This is a genomic window from Nocardioides humilatus (assembly GCF_008373755.1).
GTDB lineage: Bacteria > Actinomycetota > Actinomycetes > Propionibacteriales > Nocardioidaceae > Nocardioides > Nocardioides humilatus.
Window position 1 is genome coordinate 61425 of the sequence record NZ_VUJV01000001.1, and the last position, 26649, is coordinate 88073.

24 protein-coding genes are annotated in these 26649 nt (G+C 70.4%); 2 read left to right on the forward strand and 22 right to left on the reverse strand.

The annotated features are described in order from the left end of the window. Positions 1 to 4: 4 nt before the first annotated feature. On the reverse strand, positions 5 to 3370 hold the full coding sequence (locus tag F0U44_RS00305; RefSeq protein ID WP_188113244.1) for an ATP-binding protein: 3366 nt from the start codon (positions 3368 to 3370) through the stop codon (positions 5 to 7). Between the two features lie 145 nt (positions 3371 to 3515). On the opposite strand from F0U44_RS00305, the gene F0U44_RS00310 reads away from it, so the two are divergent. Next, the gene (locus F0U44_RS00310; protein WP_149726292.1) at positions 3516 to 4949 is read left to right on the forward strand and encodes an FAD-binding oxidoreductase; all 1434 of its coding nucleotides are present in this window, start codon (positions 3516 to 3518) and stop codon (positions 4947 to 4949) included. Between the two features lie 55 nt (positions 4950 to 5004). Further along, on the forward strand, positions 5005 to 8190 hold the full coding sequence (locus tag F0U44_RS00315) for a DEAD/DEAH box helicase (protein ID WP_149726293.1): 3186 nt from the start codon (positions 5005 to 5007) through the stop codon (positions 8188 to 8190). Between the two features lie 18 nt (positions 8191 to 8208). Here the strand turns inward: F0U44_RS00315 and F0U44_RS00320 are convergent, their stop codons facing one another. The 21 genes from F0U44_RS00320 to F0U44_RS00420 all read right to left on the reverse strand — a co-directional run bounded on the left by F0U44_RS00320 (position 8209) and on the right by F0U44_RS00420 (position 26643). Next, positions 8209 to 8757 (reverse strand): hypothetical protein, encoded by a 549-nt coding sequence (locus tag F0U44_RS00320; RefSeq protein ID WP_149726294.1) that lies wholly within the window; start codon positions 8755 to 8757, stop codon positions 8209 to 8211. Positions 8758 to 8823: 66 nt separating this feature from the next. After that, positions 8824 to 9267 carry a DUF2550 domain-containing protein gene (locus F0U44_RS00325; RefSeq protein ID WP_149726295.1) on the reverse strand — a complete coding sequence of 148 codons (444 nt, stop codon included), beginning with the start codon at positions 9265 to 9267 and terminating at the stop codon, positions 8824 to 8826. 6 nt (positions 9268 to 9273) lie between these two features. Beyond that, positions 9274 to 9702 carry a F0F1 ATP synthase subunit epsilon gene (locus tag F0U44_RS00330; RefSeq protein ID WP_149726296.1) on the reverse strand — a complete coding sequence of 143 codons (429 nt, stop codon included), beginning with the start codon at positions 9700 to 9702 and terminating at the stop codon, positions 9274 to 9276. A gap of 1 nt (position 9703) precedes the next feature. Next, positions 9704 to 11143 (reverse strand): F0F1 ATP synthase subunit beta, encoded by a 1440-nt coding sequence (atpD, locus tag F0U44_RS00335; RefSeq protein ID WP_149726297.1) that lies wholly within the window; start codon positions 11141 to 11143, stop codon positions 9704 to 9706. Between the two features lie 32 nt (positions 11144 to 11175). Next, the gene (locus F0U44_RS00340) at positions 11176 to 12102 is read right to left on the reverse strand and encodes a F0F1 ATP synthase subunit gamma (RefSeq protein WP_149726298.1); all 927 of its coding nucleotides are present in this window, start codon (positions 12100 to 12102) and stop codon (positions 11176 to 11178) included. Between the two features lie 5 nt (positions 12103 to 12107). Further along, on the reverse strand, positions 12108 to 13745 hold the full coding sequence (atpA, locus tag F0U44_RS00345) for a F0F1 ATP synthase subunit alpha (protein WP_149726299.1): 1638 nt from the start codon (positions 13743 to 13745) through the stop codon (positions 12108 to 12110). Positions 13746 to 13805: 60 nt separating this feature from the next. Beyond that, complete coding sequence (locus F0U44_RS00350) at positions 13806 to 14597, reverse strand: F0F1 ATP synthase subunit delta (RefSeq protein WP_149726300.1); 792 nt, start codon at positions 14595 to 14597, stop codon at positions 13806 to 13808. Continuing rightward, on the reverse strand, positions 14597 to 15151 hold the full coding sequence (locus F0U44_RS00355; RefSeq protein WP_149726301.1) for a F0F1 ATP synthase subunit B: 555 nt from the start codon (positions 15149 to 15151) through the stop codon (positions 14597 to 14599). Before F0U44_RS00355 ends, F0U44_RS00350 begins: the two co-directional genes overlap by 1 nt. 69 nt (positions 15152 to 15220) lie before the next feature. Beyond that, positions 15221 to 15442, reverse strand: coding sequence for an ATP synthase F0 subunit C (gene atpE, locus F0U44_RS00360; protein WP_149726302.1), 222 nt, complete (start codon positions 15440 to 15442; stop codon positions 15221 to 15223). Positions 15443 to 15507: 65 nt separating this feature from the next. Then, on the reverse strand, positions 15508 to 16290 hold the full coding sequence (gene atpB / locus F0U44_RS00365) for a F0F1 ATP synthase subunit A (RefSeq protein ID WP_246160211.1): 783 nt from the start codon (positions 16288 to 16290) through the stop codon (positions 15508 to 15510). A gap of 10 nt (positions 16291 to 16300) precedes the next feature. Beyond that, on the reverse strand, positions 16301 to 16537 hold the full coding sequence (locus tag F0U44_RS00370; RefSeq protein ID WP_223163527.1) for an AtpZ/AtpI family protein: 237 nt from the start codon (positions 16535 to 16537) through the stop codon (positions 16301 to 16303). A 30-nt stretch (positions 16538 to 16567) separates the two neighbouring features. After that, a complete protein-coding gene (locus tag F0U44_RS00375; RefSeq protein ID WP_149726304.1) occupies positions 16568 to 17077 on the reverse strand; it encodes a hypothetical protein in 510 nt (169 codons plus the stop codon). Positions 17078 to 17111: 34 nt separating this feature from the next. Beyond that, entirely contained in the window at positions 17112 to 18284 is a 1173-nt protein-coding gene (locus F0U44_RS00380) for a glycosyltransferase family 4 protein (protein ID WP_149726305.1), read from the reverse strand. A 2-nt stretch (positions 18285 to 18286) separates the two neighbouring features. Further along, positions 18287 to 18976, reverse strand: a complete 690-nt coding sequence (locus tag F0U44_RS00385; RefSeq protein WP_246160212.1) for an L-threonylcarbamoyladenylate synthase — start codon at positions 18974 to 18976, stop codon at positions 18287 to 18289. A 13-nt stretch (positions 18977 to 18989) separates the two neighbouring features. Then, positions 18990 to 19823, reverse strand: a complete 834-nt coding sequence (prmC, locus tag F0U44_RS00390; protein ID WP_149726307.1) for a peptide chain release factor N(5)-glutamine methyltransferase — start codon at positions 19821 to 19823, stop codon at positions 18990 to 18992. Further along, complete coding sequence (prfA, locus tag F0U44_RS00395; RefSeq protein WP_149726308.1) at positions 19820 to 20890, reverse strand: peptide chain release factor 1; 1071 nt, start codon at positions 20888 to 20890, stop codon at positions 19820 to 19822. The genes prmC and prfA overlap by 4 nt, the downstream gene beginning before the upstream one ends. 115 nt (positions 20891 to 21005) lie before the next feature. Further along, entirely contained in the window at positions 21006 to 21224 is a 219-nt protein-coding gene (gene rpmE / locus F0U44_RS00400) for a 50S ribosomal protein L31 (RefSeq protein WP_149726309.1), read from the reverse strand. 105 nt (positions 21225 to 21329) lie between these two features. Continuing rightward, on the reverse strand, positions 21330 to 23156 hold the full coding sequence (gene rho / locus F0U44_RS00405) for a transcription termination factor Rho (protein WP_438616476.1): 1827 nt from the start codon (positions 23154 to 23156) through the stop codon (positions 21330 to 21332). 205 nt (positions 23157 to 23361) lie between these two features. After that, on the reverse strand, positions 23362 to 24258 hold the full coding sequence (gene thrB / locus F0U44_RS00410) for a homoserine kinase (protein WP_149726310.1): 897 nt from the start codon (positions 24256 to 24258) through the stop codon (positions 23362 to 23364). A gap of 16 nt (positions 24259 to 24274) precedes the next feature. Next, complete coding sequence (gene thrC / locus F0U44_RS00415) at positions 24275 to 25348, reverse strand: threonine synthase (RefSeq protein WP_149726311.1); 1074 nt, start codon at positions 25346 to 25348, stop codon at positions 24275 to 24277. Then, entirely contained in the window at positions 25345 to 26643 is a 1299-nt protein-coding gene (locus tag F0U44_RS00420; RefSeq protein ID WP_149726312.1) for a homoserine dehydrogenase, read from the reverse strand. The genes thrC and F0U44_RS00420 overlap by 4 nt, the downstream gene beginning before the upstream one ends. Positions 26644 to 26649 lie beyond the last annotated feature (6 nt).

Below are 26649 nucleotides of genomic sequence, written 5' to 3' on the forward strand. Positions count from 1 at the left end.
GAGCTCAGAAGGCGAGGGTCTCCCTCAGGTCACCCAACCACGCGGTGACCGCCGCGAGGCCCCACTTGTCGGCAAGCGCGAGCGCGTCGTCGGCGTGCCGGGCGGCGTCGTCGGCCTGCCCGGCCGTTGCCGCGGCGAGCGCGAGGTAGGCGTCGACCGGTGGCAGCACGAAAGCCTGGGCGATCACGCCGGGCCGGCCGGCGTAGGGCAGGAGGAGCGGGTAGACGCCTGCGGCCAGCCCGGCGTCACCGACGTAGGCGGCCAGCTCGGCGCTGTGGCACCACGCGAGCAGCGAGGACTCGTTGTCGTGGGAGATGTCGAGATCGGCCGCGATCTCCCGCCCACCGTCGTGGTCGCCAGCCCGCCAGCGGTAGACGCCCACCGTCGCCTCGAGCGGCTCCCCCGCCTCGGCGAACGAGGCGAGCACGGGCACGTGAGGTGCGGTGTCGCCGGCCCAGTAGCCCAGGGTCGCCGCGACGGCCGCGATCGCCGGCGCGATGGTGTCGTGGTCGATCGCGTCGCCGAGCTCGTTCATCCGGTCGATCGCCGCACGCGTGTCGTCGAGCCGCCCGGCCAACGCGGCCCAGTTGGCGTCGATGCTGGTGAGGACGAGGTCGCCGTACCAGATCTTCTGGCGCAGGGCCTCGGCCCTCGTGGCGGCGACCTGCTCGGCCATCTCCTCGGGACGGCCGAGCTCGCTGAGCACGGTGGCCCGCAGGGCACCGGCGACCACTGCACCGCGCTGATAGCCCCGACGGTGGGCGATCTCCAGCGCCTCGGTGGCCCACACCAGCCGCTCGTCGGCGGTGTCGGGGCGCCACAAGGCCATGAACGCGACCTGGTTGGCACCCATCCGCGGACACGCGAGGTCGAGGCGGCGGGCCATGTCGAGACTCTCCTCGACGAGCGGCCGGAGCCGGTCGGCGGGCTCGACGCCGGACCGCTCGAGGGCGAGCGCCTGGAGCACGCGGCAGCGCAGCTCGCCGTCGCCCGGCGGCAGCAGCTCGAGCGCCTCCTCGAGGGCGCCGACCACGACCTCGTTGATCTCTCCCGGCGGCGCCGATCGCCAGAGCACGTCCTGGCTCGCCGAGATGGCCGCTTGCGCGACCGCCTCGATGTCGCCGCGGCTCCGGGCGAGAGCGATCGCCTCCTCGGTGGCCGCGACGAGGTCGGGCAGGCGAGCGGCCCAGCGGTAGTCGTCGATGAGGTCCATGAGCAGCGCCAGGCGCTCCTCCTCGGTAGCCTCGGGGTCGTCGCGCTGGCTGTCGAGCGCCGAGCGCAGCCAGGTGGCGGCCTCGTCGTACTCGTTGAGGGACCGCACCAGTCCCGCTGCCTCGACGGCCGCGTGCCAGGCCGGGCGAGCGTGGGCCGGGCCCGCGGAGCGCCAGTGGTCGGCGACCTCGGACACGTAGCCCGGACGCAAGGCGAGGGCGCCGGCGACCTTGGCGTGCATCCGCGCCGTGCGGCTCGCGCTGATGCCCTCACGCAGCCGGTCGCGGACCAGGGCGTGGGTGAAGACGTAGTGGTCGACGCCGTTCTCGCGGAGCAGTCCGGCCGCCTGGGCCGGCTCGACGACGTCGAGCGCGTCGTCCTCGTCGACCGCCGCGGCCACCGCGAGGGTGCTGAGGTCGAACCGACGCCCGATCACGGCCGCGGTCCGCAACGCGGCGACGGTCTCCTCAGGCAGCCGCCCGAGGCGGCGGTCGATGACGTCGCCGACGGCCGACGGCAGCGCGGCACCGGCGACGTCGGCCTGGGCACCTCGCTCGCCGGCCAGTCGGGCGAGCTCGACGAGGAAGAACGGGTTGCCGTCCGTGCGCCGCAGGAGCGCCGCCGCCTCGTCAGCGACCGTCGCACGTTCGGCCACGGCCTCGAACACGGTGCGGACGTCGCGCTCGGGAAGGCCGTGCAGATCGAGCCGTAGCGCGTGCCGTCGGGCGAACACCTCCGTGACGTCGGCGAGCACCCCCGTCGGCGCGGGGTGGGAACGCCAGGTGGCCATGACCAGCATCCGTTGGTCGACCAGTGACTCCAGCAGCAGGCGAAGGACGCGCAGGGTGGCCTCGTCGGCCCAGTGGAGGTCCTCGAGGAGCAGCACCGTCGGTACGTCCGGGGCCGCGTCGCGGACCGTCGCCGCGACCCGCTCCCACGTGCGGAACCGGCCACCCTCGTCAGCCGAACCGACGTCGGCGGCAAGGCTCAGGAGGTCGCCGCCCAGCGCCTCGACGACGGCCTGCCAGGGCCACAGCGGCGGCGCGCCCTCGTCCTGGGAGCAACGACCGACGAGCACCCGTAGGCCCCGTCGCCGGGCCTGGAGGAGCAGCTCCGCGCAGAGCCGGGACTTGCCGATGCCCGGCTCGCCCACGAGCGCGGCGAAGGCCGGCGTGCCGGCCTCGGCATCGGCCAGAGCCGCGCCGAGAGCAGCGAGCTCGGCGTCCCGGCCCACCATCGGCCAGGGAGCGACCTGCGCCGGCACCGGGGGCGCGCTCGTTGCCGGGGACAGAGTCGTCGGCGCGGGCGGATCCACCGGAGCGACGACGGCCTCCCCTGCGGCGGGCGCGACCCAGGCCAGCCGCTCGTCCTGCCGCAGGACCGCGGTCTGCAGGTCGCGCAGCTCGGCCGAGGGCTCGATGCCCAGCTCCTCGTCGAGGACCTCGCGCACCTGGCGCAGCACGTCGAGGGCGTCGGCCTGCCGACCCGACCGCGCCAGGGCGACCACGCGCAGCGCCCAGAGCCGCTCGCGCAGGGGGTGGCTGCTGACGAGCGCCTCGACCTCGGAGGCGACCGTCGCATGGTCACCGAGCGCGAGCGCGACCAGAGCGCGATCCTCCAGAGCCACCAGGCGAAGGCCGTCGAGGCGGGTCCGCTCGGCCACCGCGGAGTCGGCGTCACCGAGCTCGCCGTACGGCGTGCCGCGCCACAGCCCGAGGACGCCGTCGAGCTCCGCCCGCGCGGCCTCGAGCTGCACCGCGTCGAGAGCCGGCGTGTCCCACCAGGACAGGGGCTGCAGCCGCTTGTGCACGCGCGTGATCGTCCGCTCGAACCTGTGGGCGTCGACGTCGTCGTCGCCGCACACGAGCGCGTAACCGGGCGCCGCGGTGATGAGGATCGCGGCCGGGGTCCGGGGCGCGCGATCAGGCTCGATGACCCGTCGCAGCTGGGAGACGTAGGCCTGGAGCGTGCCGGTCACTCCGGCCGGGGCCTCATCACCCCAGAGGTGGTCGATGATCCCGTCGACGGAGACCGGTCGACCGCGTGCAAGCACCAACGCGGCGAGCAGCGCCCGCTGCTTGGGTGTGCCGACATCGAGGAGGTCACCGTCCCTCCGGGCCTCCAGGCCACCGAGGACGGCCATCTCGAGTCGTGACACCCCCGAAGGATAGGGACGAGCAGGTCGCTTGAACCACAGATTTCCCCAAGTCGCGCGGCGATCCAAGTCGACCCCAAGTCGATGCCAACCGGTCGGCCGCATCGTCAGGGCATCAACCAGCGACCCTCACGAAGGACCGACTCTCATGACCATCGAACGCGACCTCCCCTGCACCGACTCCGACATCGACACGGCGGCGCACGCCCTCCGCAGCGTGCTCGGGGACCGGGTGACACTCCCCTGCCACGACGCCTACGACCTGCGGCGCACCGCGTGGAACCTCGCGGTCGACCAGCGCCCCGCCGCGATCGCCCTACCGCGCTCCGCAGCAGAGGTCGCGACCGTCGTCCGGCTCGCGGCCGAGAACGGGCTCAAGGTCGCCCCGCAGAGCACCGGCCACAACGCCCGACCGCTCGCCGAGCGTGGCCTCGACGACGTGGTGCTGCTGCGGATGTCCGAGCTCGACCTGACCATCGCCGACCCTGCCCGCGGGATCATCCGGGCCCAGGGCGGCGCCCTCTGGGAGGCCGCGGTCGTCGCCGCCGCCGCGCACGGCCGAGCCGTCCTGCACGGCTCCTCCCCCGACGTCGGCATCGCGGGCTACACGCTCGGCGGCGGCATCGGCTGGTACGCACGCAAGCTCGGACTGGCCGCCAACAGCGTCACCGCGATCGAGGTCGTGCTGGCCGACGGCAGCCTGGTGCGGGCCGACGCGCAGCACGACGCCGAGCTCTTCTGGGCCCTCCGCGGCGGGGGCGGCAACCTGGGCGTCGTCACCGCGCTCGAGTTCAGCACCTTCGACATCCAGAGCGCGTACGCCGGCCTCCTCATGTGGGACCTCGCCGATGTCGAGCCGGTCCTGCGCGAGTGGGCGGCGTGGGCACCTGAGGCGCCCGACGAGGTGACCACCTCCTTCCGGGTGCTCCGCTTCCCGCTGATCCCCGACGTGCCGCCCTTCCTCGCGGGCCGCCAGGTCGCGATAATCGACGGTGCCGTCCTCGGCTCCGACGCCCGTGGCGCCGAGCTGCTCGCTGGCCTGCGAGCGCTGAAGCCCGAGCTCGACACCTTCACCCGGATGCCCGCCCAGGCACTCGACCGGCTGCACCTCGACCCCGAGGGCGGCGCTCCCGCGGTCTCCGACACGAGCATGCTGGCCGGGATGCCGGACGCGGCGATCGACGCGTGGCTCGCCGAGGTCGGTCCGGACTCGTCCACGTCGCTCAATGTGGTCGAGCTGCGCCAGCTCGGAGGCGCACTGGCCCGGGCGCACGAGGGCGGTGGGGTGCTCACCCACCTGGACGGTGCCTTCGCGGCGTTCAACCTGGCGATGGCTCCGACCCCTGACATGGGCGCCCAGGGTCATGCCGACGCTGTCCGTGTGACGGAGGCGCTGGCGCCGTACTCGACGGGGGCGACGTACCTCAACTTCGCCGAGAACCCCACCGACGTGCGGACCGGCTACCGGCCCGAGGCGTGGCGCCAGCTGGTCGGGATCCGGAGCGCGGTGGACCCGCACGGCGTCTTCCTCGCCAACCACGCGGTGCCCCGCCTGTTCGAGGACGGAGTGGCGACCTCATGACGCCTGTGGAGAGCGGTCCGGTGCTGTCCGGACCACGTGCCACGATGGGCGAGCCATGGACGTCCTCGCCTCGCTCACCGACGACTTCCTCGAGGAGCACTTCGCCCCCGAGACGCTGGAGCGCGCCCAGGTCTACGTCGAGCGGATCGACGGCCCTCCGACTCTGCAGCAGCTGAGCGCGGGGTCGGTGACCGCGACGGCCTACGTCTACGGGTCGATGCCCACGGCCTACCACGTGCAACTGCACTGCGAGATCGGCCGGCCCAGCGGACGCAGCCAGGCCCGCACGGCAGGGTGGATCTTCAGCCTGTGCACCTGCCCCGTCCGCAACATGTGCAAGCACGGCGCAGCAGTGGCCCTCGCGATCCGCGAGGGCCACGTCGGCGTCGAGCGGGTGCCGGAGTGGGAGCGCCAGCTCGCGTCGCTGGCCGACGACCTGAACCGGACCGCGGCCGACGACGTCGCTCAGTTCCCGATCGCCCTGCAGTTCACGCTGGACGAGCGGCGGATCTACTCCTACCGCGACGAGGGGCCCATGGTCGGCATCCGCCCCCTTCGACCGGGCTCCAAGCAAGCCTGGATCCGGTCGGGAGCCGACTGGTCCGACGTGCCGGGGCTGACCAACACCCGGAGCCTGCGGGCCGAGCAGGGCGAGGCGGTCGGCGCCCTCCACACGGCGCTGCAGCGGCACCGCGGCTACCACGCCGCCGGCGTGGTGCCCTCGCTCGTGCAGTTCGGCCCTCACCTTCCTCGTCTGCTGCGAGCCGCGGAGACCGCTGGCATCGACTTCGTCCCCGTTCCTCCACTGACGGCGGTGACGATCCGGGAGAAGCCGGTCGGCCTGGTCGCCGAGGTCACCAGCGACGGGGAGGTCGCGCGGTTCACGCTGGGGGTCGAGGTCGACGGTGAGACCTGGCGAGGACCACACGCACGTCTCGTGGGGCGCGACCGCGTCCTCGTCCTGCTGCGCGACGGTCACCTGCAGATCGGCGAGGTCGACCGTGAGGTCCCCTCGATCGCCCGCCAGCTGATCGAGAACGCACCGCTGGAGGTGCCGGCGGCCGACCTCGACGCCTTCCGGGACCGACTGTCCGGCCTGCTGCGTCAGGTGACCGTGCGCTCCCCCGACGGCTCGGTGGAGGTGCCGGCTCCCCTGCGCCCGACCCTCGTGGTCACTGTGACGTGGCGCAGCTCGACGACCGCCGACCTGGGTTGGGAGTGGCGTTACGACGATCGCCATCGGTGCGGACTCGACGCCCACGACCGCCTCGACGGTCTGCGCGACCGCGGCACCGAGAAGGTCGTCCGCGCACTCGTCCCGGCCGAGCTGCTCGGCCGGCGGACCGTGACCGCCGGCGATGCCCTGTCCCTCGCGATCCATGACCTGCCCCACCTGCGCGGCCTCCCGGATGTGGAGGTCGTCGAGCTCCAGCGACCCGACTTCCGCGAGGCCACCTCCGCGCCGGAGATCTCCTTCGACCTCGTCGAGCCGGAGGAGACCGACAGTCACACCGACTGGCTCGACCTGGAGGTGAGCGTCAACGTCGAGGGCGAACGCATCCCGTTGCCCGACGTCATCGCGGCGCTCACCCTCGGGCACGAGTTCCTCGTGCTGCCGAGCGGACTGTTCCTCACCACCGACCGGCCCGAGTTCGACCGCCTGCGCGAGGTCGTCGCCGCAGCTGCCGAGCTCCGGGAGAGCCAGGGCGACCGGATCGGCATCGGCACCCACGACCTCGGCCTGTGGGCCCAGCTCGCCGAGACCGGCATCGTCGACAGCGAGGCAGCCGCGTGGGTCCAACGCGCCCAGGCGCTGCGCGACCTGACCGAGATCCCGCAGCCCTCGCCCACCGGGCTGACCGCCGAGCTCCGGACCTACCAGAAGGAGGGGTTCTGGTGGCTCGCCTTCCTCTGGGAGCACGGCCTCGGCGGCATCCTGGCCGACGACATGGGGCTCGGTAAGACGCTGCAGGTCCTCGCGTTGATCCAGCACGCGCGTGAGCGACGGCCCGACGACGGCCCCTTCCTCGTCGTCGCGCCGACCAGCGTCGTGACCGCCTGGGCCCATGAGGCCGCCCGGCACGCACCCGACCTCCGGGTCGGGGTGTGCGGCCGGCGCACGGACGACGTGGCGGCGATCGCAGCCGACAATGACGTCGTCGTCACCACCTACACCGTCGCCCGCCTCGCGCACACCAGCTATGCCTCGGTCCGTTGGGGCGGCCTGGTCCTCGACGAGGCCCAGCAGGTCAAGAACCACCAGAGCAAGACCTACGGTGCCGTCCGCACGATCCCGGCGCCGTTCAAGCTCGCGGTGACGGGCACCCCGTTCGAGAACAGGCTGATGGAGCTGTGGGCTCTCCTCTCCATCACGGTGCCGGGCCTCTACCCGTGGCCGCGGCAGTTCAACGACCGCGTGGCGCGTCCGATCGAGCGAGCCGGCGACCAGCAGGTGCGCGACCGGTTCCGCGCACGGATCCGCCCCTTCCTCCTGCGACGCACCAAGGAGCTCGTCGCCGCCGACCTGCCGCCGAAGCAGGAGCAGGTGCTCGACGTCGTCCTGGAGCCCCAGCACCGCAAGATCTACGACACCCACCTCGCCAAGGAGCGACAACGCATCCTCGGCCTCGTCGAGGAGTTCGACCGCAACCGGGTGGCGATCTTCAGCGCACTCACCAAGCTGCGCCAGCTCGCTCTGGACCCCGCGCTGGTCGATCCCGCCCACGACGCCGTGGGGTCGGCGAAGCTCGACCTGCTCGCTGAGCACCTCGAGGAGATCACCGCCGAGGGGCACCGTGCTCTGGTCTTCAGTCAGTTCACGTCATTCCTGACGCGCGTGCGTGACCGGCTCGACGCCGAGGGCATCGCGACGACCTACCTCGACGGCTCGACCCGCGACCGCGCTGCCGTCATCGACGACTTTCGCAACGGCGAGGCGCCCGTCTTCCTGATCTCCCTGAAGGCAGGCGGCGTCGGGCTCACCTTGACCGAGGCCGACTACGTCTTCGTGCTGGACCCGTGGTGGAACCCCGCGGCCGAGGCCCAAGCGGTCGACCGCGCTCACCGCATCGGCCAGACCCAGCACGTCCACGTCTACCGGTTGGTGGCCACCGACACGATCGAGGAGAAGGTCATGGAGCTCAAGGGCCGCAAGGCCGAGCTCTTCGCCCAGGTGATCGACGGGGACGGCGCGATGACCCAGGGGATCAACGCGGATGACATCCGCGGCCTGTTCCAGTGAGCAGCGACCGAGTCGCTGTCATTTGGCGAGGAGGATCGCCCCGGTCATGGTCTCCCTACCTCCGCCGTTGCTGTCCTCAGGGAACTCGGCCGTTACCCAGCCCTCGCCCACTGCTCCGGCGAACCGCCCCGTCCCCTCGACCACGTGCCACGGGCAGCTTTGGATGTAGGAGAGCTGTTGGGGGCTGAACGCGACCGTCAGCCGGCCCTCAGCGCAGCGGAACGTCTTGATGACCAGCCCCTCGTCCAGCGAGTCCCCGTGCTGGTCACGGAAGTCCCCGCCGGCACAGAAGGCCTCGTCGCCGAGGATCGCGCCGTCGACCACCTCGCCGACGCCCAGGCGTCGCACCCTCGTCTCGACCCGCAGGGCCAGCCCTGCGGTCGCGATCCTCGGATCCCTGGACTGGGGCGGCGTCGCAGTGACGGACTCCGTCACCGTCACCGTGCTCGTCACCCGCTCGACAGCCCCGCCACCCGAGTCGTCGCCGCACGCGGTCATGACGAGCATCCCCGCGACGAGGAGCACAGCAGGTAGGAAAGGTGCCGGGAGCCGACGCGCCGTAGCCACGCCCCCACCATCCTCGCGCTCGTCGAGCGCGGTCAACGTGACGTCGACGACGTCACGGACAAGGGATCAGCGCACGTTCCAGTCGGTGCCCGGCGGCTTGGCCTCGAGCCAGGCCTGGAAGCCGGTGAGCGACGCCGGGCTCATCGCGAGCTCGACCTCGCCGTCTCGCGACGCGCACCGGATGACAACGTGGTCGGGGTAGAGCGAGGCCTGCTCCGCGCCAACCGGCTCGCGCCGACCGTCATAGGTGAGCTGGTCGCGCGCCCAGGTGCGCTTGGGCTTGGGCCACAGGGTGAAGACACGGAACCACTCGAGGCGTTCGCCTTCGTAGCGCCCCATGCCGAGCACCCAGCCGCGCCCGGGGGCATCAGCGTTGAGCCGATGGCTCAGCTCGAACGTGCCCCCGTGTCGGGCGAGGAGCCGGCGCCGCGCGACGAGCGCGGCGCCGTAGCCGACGAGCAGGAGCAGCACGAGACCCGATACATCGAGCAGCCACTCCCACCACGCCATGGACGGCTAGTGTCCTACGCCTGAACCGGAGACCTTCTCGGCCGCCCGGAGCCGCGCCTCGGCGCGACGAACGCGGCGCTCGGCCTCGTTGTTGGCGCCGATGAGGCCGCGGGCCTCCTCCAGCTCGGCCTTGACCTTCTCCACGTGGATCTCCTCGCCGAGTTCGATGTGCTCGGAGAGGATCGAAACGCGGTTGTTGGCCACGGAGAGGAAGCCACCGTCGACGGCAGCGACGACGACGTCGTCGGTCCCCTCGACCTGAACCTCCACGACAGCCTCGGACAGCAGCGACAGCACCGGCGCGTGGTCGCGCAGGACGCCGACATCACCCTCGGTCGTCCGCGCGATCACCATCGCCGCGTCGCCCGACCACACCGTGCGGTCGGCTGCGACGAGCTCGACGTGCAGCGCCTCGGAACCAGCAGCGGTCGCCATGTCAGAGGTTCTTCTGGATCTCGGCCCACTTGGCCTCGACGTCGTCGAGGCCACCGCACATGAAGAACGCCTGCTCGGCGACGTGGTCGTAGTCACCGTCGGCGATCTTGTTGAACGCCTCGATGGTGTCGGCCACCGGAACCGTCGAACCCTCGATGCCGGTGAACTGCTTGGCCACGTAGGTGTTCTGCGACAGGAAGCGCTGGATGCGGCGCGCCCGGCTGACGATGATGCGGTCCTCCTCGGACAGCTCGTCGACACCGAGGATCGCGATGATGTCCTGCAGCTCCTTGTTGCGCTGCAGGATCTGCTTGATGCGGATCGCGCAGTCGTAGTGAGCCTGACCGATGTACTGCGGGTCGAGGATCCGCGAGGTCGACGTCAGCGGGTCCACCGCGGGGTAGATACCGAGCGAAGCGATCTCACGCGAGAGCTCGGTCGTGGCGTCGAGGTGCGCGAACGTCGTTGCCGGAGCCGGGTCGGTGTAGTCGTCAGCCGGCACGTAGATCGCCTGCATCGAGGTGATCGAGCGACCGCGGGTCGAGGTGATGCGCTCCTGGAGCGTGCCCATCTCGTCGGCGAGGTTGGGCTGGTAACCCACGGCGGACGGCATGCGGCCGAGCAGCGTGGAGACCTCGGAACCGGCCTGCGTGAAGCGGAAGATGTTGTCGACGAAGAGCAGCACGTCCTGGTTCTGCACGTCGCGGAAATACTCCGCCATCGTCAGCGCCGACAGGGCGACGCGCAGACGCGTGCCCGGCGGCTCGTCCATCTGACCGAAGACCAGGGCGACCTTGTCGAAGACGCCGGCCTCCTGCATCTCGACGATGAGGTCGTTGCCCTCACGGGTGCGCTCGCCGACACCGGCGAACACGGAGACACCACCGTGGTTCTTGGCGACGCGGGCGATCATCTCCTGGATGAGCACGGTCTTGCCGACACCGGCACCACCGAACAGGCCGATCTTTCCACCGGTCACGTAGGGCGTGAGCAGGTCGATGACCTTGATGCCGGTCTCGAACATCTGGGTCTTCGACTCGAGCTGGTCGAAGGCCGGCGCCTTGCGGTGGATGCCCCAGCGCTCGGTGACCTCGTAGGCCTCGCCCTCCTTGAGGTTGAGGACGTCGCCGGTCGCGTTGTAGACGTGGCCGAGCGTGATGTCGCCGACGGGCACCGAGATCGGGCCGCCGGTGTCGGACACCTGGGCGCCGCGGACGACGCCGTCGGTCGGCTTCAGCGAGATCGCGCGGACCATGCCGTCACCGATGTGCTGGGCGACCTCGAGCGGCAGGACCGTGGTCTCACCGGCGAGGGTCACCTCGACCTCGAGCTTGTTGTAGATCTCGGGCATCGCGTCGATCGGGAACTCGATGTCGACGACCGGGCCGATGACCCGCGCGACACGACCGAAGGTCGTCGTCTCTTCAGCGGTTGCAGTCATTGTCTTCTCCGTAATTCTTGGGTCAGTCGGGGTCAGTCGTTGGCGGCGGCTTGAGCGTCGGCAAGGGCGTTGACGCCACCGACGATCTCGCTGATTTCCTGGGTGATGCCGGCCTGGCGGGCCTGGTTGGCGATCCGGGTGAGCTTCTTGATGAGCTCGTCGGCGTTGTCCGTCGCCGCCTTCATCGCCTTCTGACGGGCAGCCAGCTCGGACGCGGCCGCCTGGAGCAGGCTGTAGAAGATCCGGCTCTGGACGTACTGCGGAAGCAGCCCGTCGAGGACCTCGGAAGCCGAGGGCTCGAACTCATAGAGGGGCAACAGGTCCTCAGGGGCCGGAGCCTCTGCGCCCTCATCGGCCTCGACGACCTCCAGCGGCAGCAGCCGGACAGCGGTCGGCTCCTGGACCAGCATCGAGCGGAAGCGGGTGTAGACGACGTGGACCTCGTCGACGTCGCCCTCCTCGCCCTGCTCCTTGAGGAACGCCTCGATCAGCGCGCGGCCGATCTCGGCAGCCTTGTCGTAGGTCGGCTGGTCCGAGAAGCCCGTCCAGGACTCGACGAAGGGGCGCGAGCGGAACTTGAAGTAGGCCTCGGCCTTGCGCCCGGCAAGGAAGTAGTCGATCTCCTTGCCCTCGTCACGCAGACGCTCGGCGAGGCGCTCGGTCTCCTTGAGCACGCTCGAGGAGTAGGCACCCGCCAGACCGCGGTCGCTGGTGATGACCAGCACCGCGGCGCGCTTCGGGTTCTCCTCCTCCTTCGTCAGCGGGTGGTCGACGTTGGAGAACGTCGCCACCGCCGACACGGCCCGGGTGAGCTCACGTGCGTAGGGGGCGGCCTGCTGAGCCCGCTGCTGCGCCTTGATGATCCGGGACGCAGCGATGAGCTCCATGGCACGCGTGATCTTCTTCATCGACTCGGTCGACTTGATCCGCGCGCGGTACTCCCGCAGCGATACGGCCATCTGGGTCAGCCCCGCTTCTGCTTGACGATCGTCTCCTGCTCGAGCTCGTCGTCGCCCAGCGCCTCGGCCTCGGCCTCGTGGCCGACCTTGATGCTGTTGCCCTCGGAGGTCTCGAACTGGTTGAGGAACTCGTCATACGCCGCGGCGACGCCGTCCTCGTCCTCGAACTTCTGCGTCTCACGAATCGCGGCCAGCAGGCCCTCGTGGGAGCGACGCAGGTAGTCGAGGAACTCCTGCTCGAAGCGGAGCACGTCGCCGGTGGGCACCTTGTCCAGGCGACCGCTGGTGCCGAGCCAGAGCGACACGGTCATCTCGGGCAGCGCGTAGGGGCTGTAGGCCGGCTGCTTGAGCAGCGCCATCAGCCGCTGGCCACGGGCCAGCTGCTGCTTCGAGGCGGCGTCGAGGTCGGAGGCGAACATCGCGAAGGCCTCCATCGCGCGGTACTGCGCGAGGTCGACCTTGAGCGAACCGGTGACCTGCTTCATCGCCTTGGTCATCGCCGCGCCACCGACGCGGGACACCGAGACACCGACGTCGATCGCGGGACGCTGGTTGGCGGCGAACAGGTCGGACTGCAGGAAGATCTGGCCGTCGGTGATCGAGATGACGTTGGTCGGGATGTAGGCCGACACGTCGTTGGCCTTGGTCTCGATGATCGGCAGACCGGTCATCGAGCCCGCGCCGAGCTCGTCGGAGAGCTTCGCGCAACGCTCGAGCAGCCGGGAGTGCAGGTAGAACACGTCACCCGGGTAGGCCTCACGGCCCGGCGGGCGGCGCAGCAGCAGCGACACGGCGCGGTAGGCCTCGGCCTGCTTGGTCAGGTCGTCGAACACGATGAGGACGTGCTTGCCGTCGTACATCCAGTGCTGACCGATGGCCGAGCCGGTGTAGGGAGCGAGGTACTTGAAGCCCGCGCTGTCCGACGCCGGAGCGGCGACGATCGTCGTGTACTGGAGCGCGCCGGCCTCCTCGAGGGCGCCACGCACCGAGGCGATGGTCGAGCCCTTCTGGCCGATGGCGACGTAGATGCAGCGCACCTGCTTCTCCGGGTCACCGGAGTCCCAGTTCTGCTTCTGGTTGATGATCGTGTCGATGGCGACCGTGGTCTTGCCGGTCGCGCGGTCACCGATGATCAGCTGGCGCTGGCCGCGGCCGATCGGGGTCATGGCGTCGATCGCCTTGATGCCGGTCGCAAGCGGCTCGTGGACCGACTTGCGCGCCATCACGCCGGGCGCCTGGAGCTCGAGGATGCGGCGGCTCTCGGCCTCGATCGCGCCGAGGCCGTCGATCGGGTTGCCGAGCGGGTCGACGACGCGGCCGAGGAAGTTGGCGCCGACGGGGACCGAGAGGACCTCGCCGGTGCGGCGGACCGTCTGGCCCTCCTCGATCTTGTCGAAGTCACCGAGGATGACGACACCGATCTCGCGGTCCTCGAGGTTGAGGGCCAGGCCGCGGGTGCCGTCCTCGAACTCGAGCAGCTCGTTGGCCATGGCCGACGGGAGACCGCTGACGCGGGCGATGCCGTCACCGGCGGAGGCGACGGTGCCGACCTCCTCCTTGCTGGCAGCAGCGGGCTCGTAGTCCGCGACGTACTTGGCAAGGGCGTCGCGGATCTCGTCCGGGCGGATGGAGAGTTCCGTCATCGTTAGTCGCCTTCTCTCTTCTGTGCTTCGAAAGTCTTAGGTGTGGGTGCCGGTGCGGGGTCAGCCGGCGATCTTGCGGCGAGCTGCGTCGAGGCGGCTGGAGATGGTGCCGTCGATGACGTCGTCACCGATCTCCACCTTGACGCCGCCGAGGACCTCGGGGTCGACGACCACGTTGAGGTGCACGGATCGGCCGTACTGCGCGGACAGTGCGTCCGCCAGCCGCTGCTGCTCACCGTCGGCGAGCGGCCGCGCGACCCGAACGGTCGCGACGCCCTGCCCGTGGACATCAGCGGCGACCTTCTCGTAGTCCTCCAGTGCCGCGCTCACGGTGCGGAAGCTGCCGGCGAGAGCCTGCTTGACCAGGGCCACCGTCGCCGGGAGCGCCTTGCCTGCCAGCAGGGAGTCGACCAGGGCCGCCTTGTCCGCCGCGCTGCGCGCGGGGTCGGACAACGCACTGCGGAGGTCGCTGTTGCTGCCGACGGTGCTGCGCACCGTGAACAGCTCGTCGACCAACCGGCCTGCGTCGTCCCCCGAGGAGCGGACCGCCGCGACGACGCCGGCCTGCTCGAGGGCGTCGGCCAGGTCGCGGGTGCGCGTCCAACGACGAGCGACCGCATCCTTGACCAGCTCGAGCGTCGCCGCGTCGACCTTGCCGTCGAGGAGCCCCGACACGAGGCCGGACTTGGCCTCGGCCGGAACCGACGAGTCGGTGGCGAATCGCCGGAGCGAACCCTCCGAGCGGAGGGTCGCCGCCACCGAGAACAGGTCGTCGGCGACCGTCGCGGACCCGCTGACCTGCTCGGCCAGCGCGGCCGCGGCATCGGCGGACGCACCTCGGAAGGACACCATCAGTTCGCCCCCGGGGTCCCGGTCTCGAGCTCGGCGAGGAAGCGCTCCACGACGCGGCCCTGACGGGCGTCGTCGTCGAGGGACTCGCCCACGATCCGGCCGGCGAGGCTGGTCGCGAGAGAGCCGACCTCGGCACGGAGCGAGGTGACCGCCTGCTGGCGCTCGGCCTCGATCTGGGCCTTGCCGTGCTCGACGATGCGGGTGGACTCGGCCTGGGCCTGCTCCCGCATCTCGGCGATGATCGCCGCTCCCTGCTCGCGCGCTTCCTCACGGATGCGGGCGGCCTCGTGGCGAGCGTCGGCGAGCTGGGCCTCGAGCTCAGCGAGCTTGGCGTCAGCCTCGGCCTGCTTCGTCTCGGCTGCGGCCAGGCCGCCCTCGATCGCCGCAGAACGCTCGGTGAACGTCTTCTCGAAGTTCGGTGCAACGAACTTCCAGATGGCGAAGAAGAGGATGCCGAACACCACGAGGGCGATGACAACCTCGATCCACTCGACTGCGAGCGGGCTCGGCTCGTGGCCGCCCTCCGAAGCGAGGATCACGAAAAGTGACTTCATGGACCTGACCTTGTCGATCTACTGGGAACGATCAGTACGTCGGACGGGAGTCGTCGAGGACGACTCCGATCACTGAGTGCTGCTGCCGGTCAGAACGAACGCGAGCGCGATGCCGATGATGGCGAGCGCCTCAGCGAGCGCGAAGCCGAGGATCGCGATCGACTGCAGGCGGCTCTGCGCCTCGGGCTGGCGGGCAACGCCGTTGATGTAAGCGGCGAAGATGAGACCGATGCCGATACCCGGGCCGATGGCAGCCAGGCCGTAACCGATCATGTTGAGAGAGCCACCCATGGCTACTTTCCTTTCGGGTTGTTTTCTCGTGTGAGAACTGTGGGGTTTGGTGGTGCGCTGAGCCGTCAGTGCTCGTCGGCGAGCGCACCCTGGATGTACATGGCGTTCAAGAGCGTGAAGACGTAAGCCTGGAGGAACTGCACCAGGATCTCGAGGAAGCTGATCGCGATGGCCAGCACCCAGGCGAGCGAGCCGGCGACGACGTTGACCGGCGACGCGGTCTCGATCAGGTAGAGGCCACCGGTCGCGAACAGGACCAGCAGGATGTGGCCGGCGAACATGTTGCAGAAGAGACGCAGGGCCAGCGTGACCGGGCGGACCAAGATGTTGGAGAAGAACTCCAGCGGGACGAGCAGCGGGTACATCGCCGGGCTGACACCGCTCGGGACGCTCTGCAGCTTGAGGTAGCCGAGCGGGCCGTGCTTGGCGACGCCGACCGCGTTGTAGACGAGCCACGACATGCCGGCGAGGGCGTAGGCCATGCTCGCGCGGCTGAACGTCGGGAACTGGATGAACGGGATGCTGGCGAACAGGTTGTTGACCAGGATGAAGAAGAAGACGGTGACCAGGTAGGGCACGAACTTCTGGAAGTCGTGGCCGCCGATGATGTCGCGGGCGACGCTGTTGCGGACGAAGCCGTAGGCGCCCTCGCCTGCAAACTGCAGCTTGCCGGGGACGAGCGCGCGGCGACGGGCCGCGACGAAGAGGAAGCCGAAGACGAGGATCGCGGCCAGGACCAGCTGGACCATCGGCTTCGTGATCTCGCTGCCGGCGATGCCCGGCAGGTCGAAGATCCCGGGGCCCGGAGCCTCGAACTTCTCCGCCGTGACGGTGGCTACGTTGATCACCGGATCTCCTCTACTCGTCCTGCTCGGGCTTCTGCGTGGCTTGCTCTGCTGCTAGCGGCTTGAACCGGGCGAACGTCAGGTAGATCCCCAACGCTGCGCCCGCCAAGATGCCGATGGCCACCAGGAAGCGGGTGCCGAGCCAGAGGTCCGCGAGCCAGCCCACGAACCCGTAGAACGCGACCCCGGCCACGATGTAGCCGAAAGCGTGCCACGGGTCGCCCTTGGGCTGCTCCTCGGGCTGACTCATTGCGTGCCGGACAATAGCAGGGGCTGGAGGTCATCGCGCACCGCCCTCCGCTGCCGGACGGACACCCTGCGCGGCCGGGTTCACCGACTCTTCATCCGTCGTCTCACGAGTCGTCTCGTAGGCCGGGATCCGGACCTTGACCGAGGCGAGCAGCTGGGCGAACGACCAGACCAGGACAGCGACGATGATCGCGCCGCCCAGCCACGACCGGTCGAGGTCGCGGTCCAAGACGTCGGCCCGGTTGAGACCGACGAAGACGACCAGCATGAGCAGGACCTGCATCGTGTAGGTCAGCATCGCGACCAGCAGCGAAGCAACCGGCATCAGACGGGCCACGGCATCGACCGCGAAGGCACCGAAAGAGAAGACGACCAGGGCGATCAGGGTGCCGACGAGGGCGCCGTAGGCGGCGGGTGCGTCGCTCGCGATCGCTGCCACCGCCACCAGGAGCACGCCCACCACCGTCGTCGCCGCGGCCGCAACGGCCAGCGGTCCGTGGGTGGTGGTCGTCAGCATCGGCGGCCGCCCTTCAGTGGTCACTTTCTGAACACTTCCTGAGTGCTCGTGAAAGTTATCACAAGGTCTTCTGGGCGCTCACATCGGGGTCCGGATCGACCTCTTTGTCGCGGTGCCCCCACTTGGGGAGGAGGGGTACGACGAAGGTCAGCGCCACCGTCAGGACGAAGGCGGACCCGATGCTGATCCACACCACGACCTCGTCGTAGAGGCTCGCCACGACCGTCCCGAAGGCGATGAGACCCGCCCACAGCCACATGATGAGGACCGCGCGGCGGTGCGAGTGTCCGATCTCCAGCAACCGGTGGTGCAGGTGCTGCTTGTCGGGAGCGAAGGGCGACCGGCCGGCCGCCGTACGTCTGACCACGGCCATCAGGAGGTCGGCCAGCGGCACGACCAGGATCAGGATCGGCAACGCGGCCGGGAGCAGCATGGGCAGCAGGCTGGCGCGAGCGCCCTGCTCCCCTTGCGCGATGTCGACGTCGGAGAACTGCGTGGTGACCGTGATCGCCGTCGAGGACAGCACCAGTCCGATGAGCATCGAGCCGCTGTCGCCCATGAACAGGCGCGCCGGGTGGAAGTTGTGGACCAAGAAGCCGACGCACGCACCCGCGAGCGCCGCCGACAGCAGCGCGCCGGTGGTCGCGCGCTCCACCTCGTTGACGACCGTGAGGCGGTAGCAGAAGACGAAGAACGCCAGCGCGCTGATCCCGATCACGCCGGCCGCCAGGCCGTCGAGGCCGTCGATGAAGTTCACGGCGTTGACGGTCGCGAGGACGATGACCGCCGTCAGCAGAGCACCCTGGGTGCCGTCGAGCGAGAACTGGCGGCCGTCGGCGAAGAAGAAGTAGCGGAACTGGATGCCGGAGTAGATCAGCACGCCGACCGCCACCACCTGACCGCCGAACTTGGTCAGCGCGTCGAGGTCGAAGATGTCGTCGAGCACGCCGACAGCGCACACGAGGGCGCCAGCGAAGAGGACCGACAAGGTGTCGTCGAAGACGAACGGCTTGCTCCCCGACAGGAACGGCAGCTCCCTCGCCACGAGGAAGGCCGCGAACAGCCCGCCGAGCATCGCGATGCCGCCGAGGTAAGGCACCGGCTCCGCGTGGACGTCACGGTCGCGCACGGGCGCGACGGCTCCGGACCGGACCGCGATCTCGCGGGCGACGACCGTCAGCAGGTAGGTCACCGCAGCGGCGACCAGGAAGACGAGGACGTATTCGCGCACGCTCAGCCCTCGGTCGCGTCGACGTCGGTCTCGACCGTGACGTCGTGCTCGGCGAGCGCCTCGTCGAGCTGGGCGACCGAGACGACCCCCAGGCGCAGCAGGCGCGGCCGCTCACCGGTGACGTCGACGATCGTGGAGGGCACCGCGTCCGCGCACTCGCCCCCGTCGACGATGATCGCGACCTTGTCGCCGAGCATCTCGGCAGCCGCGGCAGCGTCGGTCGCCGCCGGCTGCCCGGTGAGGTTGGCCGAGCTGACGGCAAGAGGACCCGTGCGATCGAGGAGCTCACGCATGAGGTCGTGATCAGGCATGCGTACGGCGACGGTCCCCCGCGTCTCCCCCAGGTCCCACCGCAGCGAGGACTGCTCGTGGCAGACGAGGGTGAGCGGACCAGGCCAGAAGGCGTCGGTCAGTGCCCGTGCGTAGGCGGGCACCTTGGTCGCGAGCGCGTCGAGGGTGGTCGCGGTGCTGACCAGGACCGGCGGCGGCATCTCGCGACCGCGTCCCTTTGCGTCGAGCAACCGCGTGACCGCGTCGGGGTCGAAGGCGTCAGCGGCCAGCCCGTAGACCGTGTCGGTCGGGAGCACCACGAGTCGGCCCCGCTGGATCGCGAGCGCGGCCGCGTCGACCGCTGCCGCTCGGTTCTCCTCGTCGGTGACGTCGTAGATCCTCGCCGTGCCGGACTCACTCACGTCGCCCATCCTGTCACTCCCCCGTCGGCGAGCCGCGGAGCGTCCGGCGTGCCGTGAGGAACCGAGGCCGGTCGTTGAGGTCGCGATGGTCGCGAACCTCTTCCCAGCTGCCCTGCGCCGCGAAGACCGCCGGCGCCGACTCCCCTTGGGCGTCGGCGTGCTCGACGCCGATCACCCCTCCGGGCTTCAGCAGCCGCGCCGCGCGCGCCGCCAGGACCCGGATCGCGTCGAGGCCGTCGTCGCCCGAGAAGAGCGCGAGGTGCGGATCGTGGTCGCGGGCCTCGACCGCCACCGACTCCCACGCCTCGAGAGGCACGTAGGGCGGGTTGCAGACCACGATGTCGACCGCGCCGACGAGGTCGTCGAACTCGACGAACGCGTCCCCGAGCCGGAGGTCCACCCCGGTCAGGTTGCTCTCGGCATAGGCGAAGGCGTCCGCGCTCAGCTCGACCGCGTGGACCTCGGCGTGGGGCGCCTCGTCCCTGACCGCCGCAGCGACCGCGCCACTCCCCGTGCACAGGTCCACCACGACCGGAGCCTCGAGCTCGCGCGCACGGTCGATCGCCCACCCGGCGAGGAGCTCGGTCTCTGGCCGTGGGACGAAGACGCCGGGACCGACACGGAGCTCGACGTGGCGGAAGTAGGCCATGCCGGTGAGGTGCTGGAGCGGCTCGCGCGCAGCACGTCGGGCGATCAGCCGACCGAACTCGGCTGCCTGCTCCGGCGTCGGGTCGGCGAGGAGCAGGCGACTGGATCCGGTCAGGTGAGCGAGCAGCTCACGGGCGTCGTGGTCCGGCGACGCGACGCCGGCCTCGCGGAGCGCCTCGATCGCAGCGCGCAGGTTCACTGCTCGAGCGCCTCGAGCCGCGCGGCCATGTCGGCGTCGACACAGGAGTCGAGCACCGGCTGCAGGTCGCCGTCGAGCACCTGGTCGAGGTTGTAGGACTTGTAGCCCGTCCGGTGGTCGGAGATCCGGTTCTCCGGGAAGTTGTAGGTGCGGATCCGCTCGGAACGGTCGACCGTGCGGACCTGGCTGCGCCGCGCCTCGCTGGCCTCGGCGTCGGCCGCCTCCTGGGCAGCCGCGAGCAGGCGGGCGCGCAGGATGCGCATCGCCTGCTCCTTGTTCTGCAGCTGGCTCTTCTCGTTCTGGCAGCTGACGACGATCCCCGTCGGCAGGTGGGTGATGCGGACGGCGGAGTCGGTCGTGTTGACGCTCTGGCCACCGGGTCCGCTGCTGCGGAAGACATCGATGCGCAGGTCGTTGTCGTTGACCTCGACGTCGACGGCCTCGGCCTCCGGGACGACGAGCACGCCGGCCGCGCTGGTGTGGATCCGCCCCTGCGACTCGGTCACCGGGACCCGCTGCACCCGGTGGACGCCGCCCTCGAACTTCAGCAGCCCGTAGGGCGCCTGTCCGGGCTCGGACGAGCCGCCCTTCACCGCGACGGTCACCGACTTGTAGCCGCCCAGGTCGGACTCGGCGGCGTCGAGGATCTCGATCTTCCAGCCGCGCTTCTCGGCGTAGCGGGTGTACATCCGCAGCAGGTCACCGGCGAACAGCGCGCTCTCGTCGCCGCCCTCCCCCGACTTCACCTCGAGGATCGCGTCCTTGTCGTCGCCCGGGTCGCGCGGCACCAGCAGTCGGCGCAGCCGCTCGGCCGCCACCTCCTGCTGTGCCAGCAGGTCGACGACCTCCTCGGCGAAGGACGGGTCATCAGCAGCGAGCTCCTGAGCGGCCCCGGCGTCCTCACCGTGCTGCTGCCACTCGCGCCACGCGCCGATGATGTTGCCGAGGTCGGCGTAGCGCCGGTTGAGGGTCCGAGCCAGCCGAGCGTCCGCGTGGGTCTCAGGCAGCCCCAGCCGCCCCTCGAGCTCAGCATGCTCCGCGAGCATGCCCTCCACAGCTTCAAACACGATGACTCCGTACGACGTGGCGGTGGTTGAGGTGCGAGCGAAGCGAGCCTCGAAACCCTGCAAATGACGAGCGCCGACCGACCCGCATAGCGGGTAGGTCGGCGCTCGGAGACAGCTACTTGTCGGCGGTCTTCTTGGCGTAGCGGGCCTCGAAGCGGGCGACGCGGCCGCCGGTGTCGAGGATCTTCTGCTTGCCGGTGTAGAACGGGTGGCACTGCGAGCAGACGTCGGAGTGGATCGTCCCGGTGCTCATGGTGCTGCGGGTCGTGAACGAGCTGCCACAGGTGCAGGTCACCTGGGTCACGACGTAGTCGGGGTGGATGTCCTTCTTCATGGTGTCCTCATCTCTAGGGGCGCCGGGTCGTCTGCCTCATGCGGACGTGAACCGGAGCCGACAGGCAAGTGTAAGAGCGCTTTCGCGTCCCTGCCTATTCCGCGTCTACTCGCCCACCTCGGGCGAAGGAGTGGTCTTCTGCACCTGCATCAGGAAGTCGATGTTGGTGCTCGACTTCTTGAGCTTCTCGAGCAGCACCTCGAGGGCCTGCTGGCTGTCGAGAGCCGAGAGCACGCGACGCAGCTTCCAGATGATCGCCATCTCCTCCTTGCTCAGGAGCAGCTCCTCGCGACGGGTGCCGGACTGGATGACGTCGATCGCCGGGAAGATGCGCTTGTCGGCGAAGTCGCGGCGCAGCCGGATCTCCATGTTGCCGGTGCCCTTGAACTCCTCGAAGATCACCTCGTCCATCTTCGAGCCGCTGTCGATGAGCGCGGTCGCGAGGATGGTGAGCGAGCCGCCGTTCTCGATGTTGCGGGCCGCGCCGAAGAACTTCTTCGGCGGGTAGAGAGCCGCGGAGTCGACGCCACCGGAGAGGATCCGGCCGCTCGCCGGCGCCGCCAGGTTGTAGGCACGGCCCAGGCGCGTGATGCCGTCGAGGAGTACGACGACGTCGTGGCCCAGCTCCACGAGTCGCTTCGCGCGCTCGATGGCCAGCTCGGCGACGGTGGTGTGGTCGGTCGCCGGCCGGTCGAAGGTCGAGGAGATGACCTCGCCCTTCACCGAGCGCTCGAAGTCGGTGACCTCTTCGGGACGCTCGTCGACCAGCACCACCATGAGGTGGCACTCGGGGTTGTTGGTCGTGATCGAGTTGGCGATCGACTGGAGGATCATCGTCTTGCCGGCCTTGGCCGGGGAGACGATGAGGCCGCGCTGGCCCTTGCCGATCGGCGAGGCGATGTCGATGACCCGGCCGATCATGTTGCCCGGCTCGGTCTCGAGGCGGAGCCGCTCGCTCGGGTAGAGCGGGGTCAGCTTCGCGAAGTCGACGCGGTGCCGCGCCTGCTCGGGGTCGACCCCGTTGACGTTGTCGATGCGCACCATCGGGTTGAACTTCTCCCGGCGCTCACCCTCGCGCGGCTGACGCACCTGGCCGACGATCGCGTCGCCACGGCGCAGGCCGTACTTCCGCACCATCGACAAGGACAGGTAGACGTCGTCAGGACCGGCGAGGTAGCCGCTGGTGCGGACGAAGGCGTAGTTGTCGAGCACGTCGAGGATGCCGGCGGCCGGCACGAGGACGTCGTCCTCGAGGATCGTGGTGTCGGGCTCGTTGCGCCCACCACCCCCACCGCCGCCAGGACCACCGGCGGCGGCCAGCGGACGGTTGCGGTCGCGACCCCGACGGCGCCGGTTGCGACGCGCGCCGCCCTCGCCGTCGTCCTCACCGGCCTGGCCCTGCTGGCCCTGCTGCTGCCCGTCTTGCTTGTCCTGCGTGTCCTGCTGCTTGCCCTGGGGGTCCTGCTGCTTGCCCTGGGGGTCCTGCTGCTTGCCCTGGCCCTGGCCCTGCTTCTGCTGACCCTGACCCTGGCCCGACTGCTTCTGCTGGCCCTGGTTCTTCTGCGCCTTGGGCTCGCCGGTCTCGGGCTTGTCAGCCTTGGACTCGTCGGTCGCGGGCTTGTCCGCCTTCGGCTTCTCGGCCTTCTCCTCGGCCTTCGGCTTCTCGGCCCTCTCCTCGGCCTTCGGCTTCTCGGCCTTGTCGAGGGCCTTGTCCTCGGCCTTCGGCCGCGCCTGCGCAGCCTTGATGGCGTCGACGAGGTCGGCCTTCTTCATGGTGCCGGCGCCGGCGATGCCCATGCCGCCCGCCATCGCCTTCAGGTCGGCGAGGAGCATGGTGTTGAGCCCGCCGCTGCGCTTCTTGGGCGCCCCGGTCTTGGGGGCACCCTCCGCCTTCTCGGCGGGGGCGGCTGGGGTCTCGATGGTCTCAGTCACGTGAGGTCCTTCCCACGTAATACGGCCGCTCCGCCGATGCGCTCGCACGCGAGCGCTCCGGCCGATGCGGGATGGTGCCCGACTCGGGGCGAGGAAAGAGATGCGCGCGCTACAGCGTTGACTGCGTGGCGCGGCGTCGAGGACCGACAGATCGGTGAGCTGCGACGCTCCGTCAATGTACCACCGCCGTTGAGAGCGGTGACACTCACCACGCGAGGGCGCCCCGGGAGTCGATCTCGAGCTGCAGGGCGGTCCAGCCCTCGGGGCACCGGGCCATGAGGCCGTCGGTGGTGTCGGTGAACGCGAGCACGGTCGGGCCGGCGCCCGAGACGATCGCGGGCACGCCCTCGGCGCGGAGCGCGTCGACGAGCTCGAGGCTCGCCGGCATCGCCGGACGGCGGTAGTCCTGGTGCAGCCGGTCGGCCGTCGCCCGCCACAGCTCCTCTGGCCGGCCACCGAGGGCCGCGACGAGGAGCGCCGCGCGACCCGCGTTGGTCGCTGCGTCGGCGTGCGGGACCTCCTTCGGGAGGAGACCGCGCGCCAGCTCGGTGGAGACCGGCTCCGGCGGGACGAAGACGACGGCGCCGATCCGCGGGTCGACCTCGGAAGGTACGGCGTAGAACGACCCGTCCGCGTCCTGGCCCGCGATCACGAAACCGCCCAGGAGTGCGGGCGCGACGTTGTCGGGGTGCCCCTCGATCCGGGCGGCCAGGTCGAGCAGGCCCTCGTCGCCGAGCAGCAGCCGTCCGCCGGCGACCAGCTCGCGCGCGAGCCACACCCCGGCGACGATCGCGGCCGAGGAGGACCCGAGGCCCCGGGCGTGGGGGATGACGTTGGTGCAGGAGAGCCGCAGCCCGGGCGGCTGCACCCCGAGCTCGTCGAAGGCCGCGCGCATCGAGCGCACCACGAGGTGGCGCTCGTCGAGCGGCACGTCCTCGCTGCCGACGCCTTCGACCTCGACGACGAGGCCGCTGTCGATGATCTCGGCCTCGAGCCGGTCGCGCAGGTCGAGCGCGAGGCCGAGCGAGTCGAAGCCGGGGCCGAGGTTGGCGGAGGTGGCCGGCACGGAGACGCGCACCGGCCCGGTGACGAAGTTGGTCATCGGGTGGTCATCGCGTTCAGACGAGGTCCGCGGCCCTGGCAGCCGCGTCGAGGTCGGCGTCGACGACAACGGGCGTCACCTCGCCGAACCACTCCAGCGCCGTGACGGTGTCCTTGAGGCCGTGGCCGGTGACGGTGATGACGACGGTCTGGCCGGCATAGCTGGTGCCCGCGGCCAGGTCGGCGAGATAGCCGGCGACCCCGGCGGCCGACGCGGGCTCGACGAAGACGCCTTCGTTGCGGGCCAGCTCGGCCTGCGCGTGCAGGATCGCGTCGTCACTCAGCGCGGCGAAGCCGCCGCCCGACTCCTCAGCCGCGGCCGTCGCGAGCTTCCACGAGGCCGGGTTGCCGATCCGGATAGCGCTGGCGCGGGTCTCCGGGGCAGGGAACACCCGGTCGTAGACGATCGGCGCCGCACCCTCCGCCTGGAAGGCGCGCATCCTCGGGAGCTTGGTGGTGTGGTCGCGGTACTGCGTGTAGCCCAGCCAGTAGGCCGAGATGTTGCCCGCGTTGCCGACCGGCATCAGGTGCACGTCGGGCGCGTCACCGAGGCGGTCGACGACCTCGAACGACGCGGTCTTCTGTCCCTCGAGGCGGTTGGGGTTGACCGAGTTGACCAGCGCGACCGGGTAGTGCTCGGCGAGACCGCGCGACAGGTTGAGGCAGTCGTCGAAGTTGCCGCGCACCTGGATCACCTGGGCGCCGTGGACCAGCGCCTGGGCCATCTTGCCGGCAGCGATCTTGCCCTCGGGCACGAGCACGATCGGCGTGATGCCGGCGCGCGCGGCGTAGGCGGCCATCGACGCCGAGGTGTTGCCGGTCGACGCGCACACGCACGCCTTCGCACCCTCGTGGACGGCGACCGAGATCGCCGTCGTCATGCCGCGGTCCTTGAAGGAGCCCGTCGGGTTGGCGCCCTCGACCTTCAGCCAGACCTCGGCGTCACCGGCCTCCGAGAGCCAGCCCGAGCGGACCAACGGAGTGCCGCCCTCGCCCAGGGTGATCGCCGGCGTGTCCACGGGGATCGCCAGCAGTTCGCGGTACTCCTCGATGACGCCCCGCCACTGGTGGCGGCCACTCGCCTCGGTCACTCCTCGGTCCCTTCCACACGCATCACCGAGGTGACGTCACGCACGATGTCCATGCCCCGCAGTTCCGCAACGGTCGCCGAGAGCTGCGCGTCGGTCGCCTCGTGCGACACCACGACCAGCTGCGCGTCGTCGCCGCGGCCCTCCTGGCGCACGATCTGGATCGAGACCCCGTGGGTCGCGAACGCGGTCGCGACCGCAGCCAGCACGCCGGCACGGTCGTCGACGTCGATGGCGACGTGGTAGCGGGTGCGGGTCTCCCCCATCGGCACGACCGCCCGGTCGGCGTAGGCCGACTCGCCGACTCCACGTGCACCCTGGCGGTGGTTGCGGGCGACGGTCACCAGGTCACCGAGGACGGCGCTCGCGGTGGGCGCGCCACCGGCTCCGGGTCCGTAGAACATCAGCTGTCCGGCGGCCTCGGACTCGACGAAGACGGCGTTGTAGGCCTCACGCACGCTGGCGAGCGGGTGGGTCCGCGGGATCATCGCCGGGTGGACGCGGACGCTCACGCCCGCCTCACCGCCGTTTGCCGGCGCGAGCTCGGCGATCGCGAGCAGCTTCACGACGCTGCCCATGTCACGGGCCGAGCGCACGTCGGCGGCGGTGACGTCGCTGATGCCCTCGCGGTGCACGTCGGCCGCGGTCACGCGGGTATGGAAGGCCAGGCTCGCGAGGATCGCGGCCTTGGCCGCGGCGTCGAATCCCTCGACATCGGCCGTCGGGTCGGCCTCGGCGTAGCCGAGGGCCTGGGCCTCCTCGAGCGCCTCCTCGAAGCCAGCGCCGTGGGTGTCCATCTTGTCGAGGATGAAGTTGGTGGTGCCGTTGACGATGCCGAGCACCCGGGTGACCTTGTCACCGGCGAGCGACTCGCGCAGCGGCCGCAGGATCGGGATGGCACCAGCGACAGCGGCCTCGTAGTAGAGGTCGCGTCCGGCCTTCTCGGCCGCCTCGTAGAGCGTCGGTCCGTCCTCGGCGAGCAGCGCCTTGTTGGCCGTGACGACCGAGGCACCCGCGTCGAGCGCGGCCAGGATCAACGTGCGTGCCGGCTCGATGCCGCCGATCACCTCGACGACGACGTCGATGTCACCGCGGCTCACCAGCCCGAGCGCGTCGGTGGTCAGCAGGCCCTCCGGGACGTCGACGTCACGCGGGGCGTCGAGGCGTCGTACGGCGACACCGGCGAGCTCGACCGGTGCGCCGACCCGTGCGGCGAGGTCGCCGGACTGCTCGCCCAGCAACCGCACGACCTGCGATCCCACGACGCCGCAACCCAGCACCGCCACCTTGAGGGGCAAGTCAGG

Bases quoted from the DNA above. Each gene is read 5' to 3' on its own strand.
- F0U44_RS00370 (WP_223163527.1), bottom strand. From the start codon at position 16,537: ATGAGTCAGCCCGAGGAGCAGCCCAAGGGCGACCCGTGGCACGCTTTC.
- rpmE (WP_149726309.1), bottom strand. From the start codon at position 21,224: ATGAAGAAGGACATCCACCCCGACTACGTCGTGACCCAGGTGACCTGC.
- atpD (WP_149726297.1), bottom strand. From the start codon at position 11,143: ATGACTGCAACCGCTGAAGAGACGACGACCTTCGGTCGTGTCGCGCGG.
- thrB (WP_149726310.1), bottom strand. From the start codon at position 24,258: ATGACCAACTTCGTCACCGGGCCGGTGCGCGTCTCCGTGCCGGCCACC.
- F0U44_RS00310 (WP_149726292.1), top strand. From the start codon at position 3,516: ATGACCATCGAACGCGACCTCCCCTGCACCGACTCCGACATCGACACG.
- F0U44_RS00315 (WP_149726293.1), top strand. From the start codon at position 5,005: ATGGACGTCCTCGCCTCGCTCACCGACGACTTCCTCGAGGAGCACTTC.
- atpE (WP_149726302.1), bottom strand. From the start codon at position 15,442: ATGGGTGGCTCTCTCAACATGATCGGTTACGGCCTGGCTGCCATCGGC.
- F0U44_RS00325 (WP_149726295.1), bottom strand. From the start codon at position 9,267: ATGGCGTGGTGGGAGTGGCTGCTCGATGTATCGGGTCTCGTGCTGCTC.
- F0U44_RS00350 (WP_149726300.1), bottom strand. From the start codon at position 14,597: ATGGTGTCCTTCCGAGGTGCGTCCGCCGATGCCGCGGCCGCGCTGGCC.
- F0U44_RS00340 (WP_149726298.1), bottom strand. From the start codon at position 12,102: ATGGCCGTATCGCTGCGGGAGTACCGCGCGCGGATCAAGTCGACCGAG.
- F0U44_RS00330 (WP_149726296.1), bottom strand. From the start codon at position 9,702: ATGGCGACCGCTGCTGGTTCCGAGGCGCTGCACGTCGAGCTCGTCGCA.
- F0U44_RS00355 (WP_149726301.1), bottom strand. From the start codon at position 15,151: ATGAAGTCACTTTTCGTGATCCTCGCTTCGGAGGGCGGCCACGAGCCG.
- atpA (WP_149726299.1), bottom strand. From the start codon at position 13,745: ATGACGGAACTCTCCATCCGCCCGGACGAGATCCGCGACGCCCTTGCC.